Source organism: Actinophytocola sp. (assembly GCF_045807065.1).
Lineage (GTDB): Bacteria > Actinomycetota > Actinomycetes > Mycobacteriales > Pseudonocardiaceae > Actinophytocola.
Map to the genome: position 1 here is coordinate 1 of NZ_JBJMIE010000346.1, position 3,337 is coordinate 3,337.

Here is a 3,337-nt window from a genome sequence, read left to right on the forward strand (position 1 = left end):
CGTTCGCTCCGCAAGCTCCGCCCGAGACGCCGTTCGCTCCGCAAGCTCCGCCCGAGACGCCGTTCGCTCCGCAAGCTCCGCCCGAGACGCCGTTCGCTCCGCAAGCTCCGCTCAGAAACCCTTGGTCAGCTGGTCGGCCGCCGTATACGGGTCCGTCTCGCCCGCCGCGACCTGCTTCGCCAGCCCGGACAGGACCTCACCGCCTCGCACGCCACCCAGCCGGGCCCGCAGGGACGCCACCGCGATGGCCTCGATCTCCCGGGACGCGCGCCGGACCCGGCGGGCCTCCAGCTCACCCTGCGCCACCAGCCACTCGTGGTGGCCGTCCAAGGCGGCCAGCAGCTCGTCGGCGCCCTCGCCGGTCGTCGCCACCGTGCGGACGATCGGCTGCCGCCACGACGGACCCAGCTCACGCCGTCCCAACGACAGCGCGTGGCGCAGGTCCCGGACGGTCTGGTCGACACCGTCGCGGTCCGCCTTGTTCACCACGAACACGTCCGCGACCTCGAGGATGCCCGCCTTCGCCGCCTGGATGCCGTCACCCATGCCCGGCGCCAGCAGCACCACGGTGGTGTCGGCCAGCGCCACGACGTCCATCTCGGACTGTCCCACCCCCACGGTCTCCACCAGCACGACGTCGAAACCCGCCGCGTCCAGCACCCGCACCGCCTGCGGTGTCGCCGTCGCCAGTCCGCCGAGCGCGCCTCGCGTGGCCATCGAGCGGATGAACACGCCGGCGTCGACCGTGTGGTCGTGCATGCGGATCCGGTCGCCCAGCAGCGCCCCGCCGGAGAACGGCGACGACGGGTCGATCGCCAGCACGCCCACCCGCAGGTCGCGTGCGCGGAACGCCGACACCAGCATCGACGTGGAGGTCGACTTGCCCACGCCCGGCGGTCCGGTCAGGCCGAGCACCCGGGCGCGACCGGTCAGCGGCGCCAGTTCCGCCGAGAGCGACCGCAGCTCCGGGCCGTCGTCCTCGACCAGCGAGATCAGCCGGGCAACGGCACGCACCCGCCCGGCGCGTGCCTGCTCGACCAGGGATGCGAGATCAGTGATGGTGATCGCTCCACAGACTGCGCTCAGTAATGATGATCGCTCCGCAAGCTCCGCTCAGAAACAACAATCGCTCCGCAAGCTCCGCTCAGTAACGATGATCGCTCCGCAAGCTCCGCTCAGACGCGCAGCAACAGAGCGTCGCCCTGGCCGCCGCCGCCGCACAGCGCAGCCGCGCCCAGCCCGCCACCACGGCGCTTCAGCTCGTACGCCAGGTGCACGGCCAGCCGCGCGCCCGACGCCCCGATCGGGTGACCGAGGGCGATCGCGCCGCCGTTGACGTTCACGATGTCCTCGCTGATGCCCAGCTGCTTCACCGACACCACGCCCACCGCGGCGAAGGCCTCGTTGATCTCCACGAGGTCCAGGTCGGACGCCGAGAGACCGGCCTTCGCGAGTGCCGCCTTGATCGCGTTCGACGGCTGCTCGTGCAGGCTCGCGTCCGGGCCGGCGACGACGCCGTGCGCGCCGATCTCGGCGAGCCACGAAAGCCCCAGCTCCTCGGCCTTGGCCTTGCTCATCACCACGACCGCCGCGGCGCCGTCGGAGATCTGCGACGACGTGCCGGCCGTGATGGTCCCGTCGGCGGCGAACGCCGCGCGCAGCTTGGCCAGCTCCTCCACGGTGGTGTTCGGCCGCACGCCCTCGTCGGTGTCGAACACGACCGGGTCGCCCTTGCGCTGGGGGATCGTCACCGGCACGATCTCGTCGGCGAAGAAGCCCTTCTCGATCGCCGCGGCCGCGAGCCGGTGCGAGCGCGCGGCGAACGCGTCCTGCTCCTCGCGGGTCACGCCGTGGCGCGCGTTGTGCTTCTCGGTCGACGCGCCCATGGCGACCTGGTCGAACGCGCAGAACAGGCCGTCGTAGGCCATGTGGTCGAGCATGGTCACGTCGCCGTACTTGTAGCCGGCACGCGACTTCGGCAGCAGGTGCGGAGCCTGCGTCATCGACTCCTGGCCGCCGGCCACGATGATCTCGAACTCACCGGCGCGGATGAGCTGGTCGGCCAGCGCGATCGCGTCCAGGCCGGACAGGCAGACCTTGTTGATGGTCAGCGCCGGCACGTCCATGGGGATGCCCGCCGCGACCGCGGCCTGCCGCGCGGGGATCTGGCCGGCGCCCGCGGTCAGCACCTGGCCCATGATCGTGTACTGCACCTGCGCGGGCGCGACCCCGGCCCGCTCCAGCGCGGCCTTGATGGCGATGCCGCCCAGCTGTGCCCCGGAGAAGTCCTTGAGGGAGCCGAGCAGGCGGCCGATGGGGGTGCGTGCGCCGGCGACAATGACGGATCCTGACACTGCGTGCCTCCAAGAATCTCGGGGTCCCCCTATGTTACCCGTTGGTAGATTTAGGGGTCTCCTACTGTGTGAGCACTGGCACAGCCCCAGGTCACGGTATCGATCAGGCGTCGTATCTTCTGTGAATGGACGCACTGAAACCGTTCGTCACCGCGATTGACCACGTCGGCGTGGCCGTGCCCGATCTCGACGAGGCCATCGCGTTCTACCGCGACACCCTCGGCCTCGAACTGGCCCACGACGAGGTCAACGAGGCCCAGGGCACCCACGAGGCCATGATGCGCCCGCCTGGCGACGATGGCACGGGGACGGCGGTCCAGCTGCTCGCGCCGCTCGGCCCGGACACGACCATCGGCAAGTTCCTCGACCGCAAGGGGCCCGGCCTCCAGCAGGTCGCCTACCGGGTCACGGACATCGAGGCGGCCACGGAGGCGTTGCGCGCCAAGGGCCTCCGCCTGCTGTACGAGAAGCCGGTGACGGGCACGTCGAACAGCCGGGTGAACTTCGTCCACCCCAAGGACGGTGGCGGTGTCCTCATCGAGCTGGTGGAACCAGCGCGGGATTCGTCAGCGCACCAGCGATGAAGTCGACCTCGCGGTCCATCGTCCCGGAAGGCCACGTGTGGACCGCGCTCGCTCGAATTCTGTCAGTGCTGCCGGCGTCAGTGCCGCCCGGCGGCCCCGGACCGGTGCGCCGCCGGGGCGACCGGGCACAGGCCCGCGCCGCCGAGCGGGGCGAGCAATCCAGCACAGTGACTCGGGTCTCGCCTTGCTTCTTCTGAAACGTTACCGGCCGGTAGCGTAATCGGGCATGCAGAAGATCCTCGACGCCATCCTCGCTGGTGACCACGCTGAAGTGGGCGCGCTGCCGGTGCCCGAGAGCTATCGCGGCGTGACCGTCCGCGCCGACGAGACCGACATGTTCGCCGGGCGGAAGCACGAGGACAAGGACCAGCGCGAGTCCCTGCACGTCGACGAGGTCCC

Annotated in this window: 3 protein-coding genes and 1 pseudogene; 2 read left to right on the forward strand and 2 right to left on the reverse strand. The window is 70.8% G+C overall.

Annotation, left to right across the window (positions count from 1 at the left end):
- Window positions 1-111 precede the first annotated feature (111 nt).
- Window positions 112-1,065 (reverse strand): methylmalonyl Co-A mutase-associated GTPase MeaB, encoded by a 954-nt coding sequence (gene meaB / locus ACJ73U_RS20150; RefSeq protein ID WP_407779206.1) that lies wholly within the window; start codon window positions 1,063-1,065, stop codon window positions 112-114.
- 110 nt (window positions 1,066-1,175) lie between these two features.
- Window positions 1,176-2,354, reverse strand: a complete 1,179-nt coding sequence (locus ACJ73U_RS20155; protein WP_407779204.1) for an acetyl-CoA C-acetyltransferase — start codon at window positions 2,352-2,354, stop codon at window positions 1,176-1,178.
- 125 nt (window positions 2,355-2,479) lie between these two features.
- Here ACJ73U_RS20155 and mce point away from each other — a divergent pair, with 125 nt between their 5' ends.
- Window positions 2,480-2,938 carry a methylmalonyl-CoA epimerase gene (gene mce, locus ACJ73U_RS20160; RefSeq protein ID WP_407779205.1) on the forward strand — a complete coding sequence of 153 codons (459 nt, stop codon included), beginning with the start codon at window positions 2,480-2,482 and terminating at the stop codon, window positions 2,936-2,938.
- 226 nt (window positions 2,939-3,164) lie between these two features.
- Window positions 3,165-3,337 (forward strand): annotated as a pseudogene (locus ACJ73U_RS20165) (crotonyl-CoA carboxylase/reductase); the annotation flags it as partial.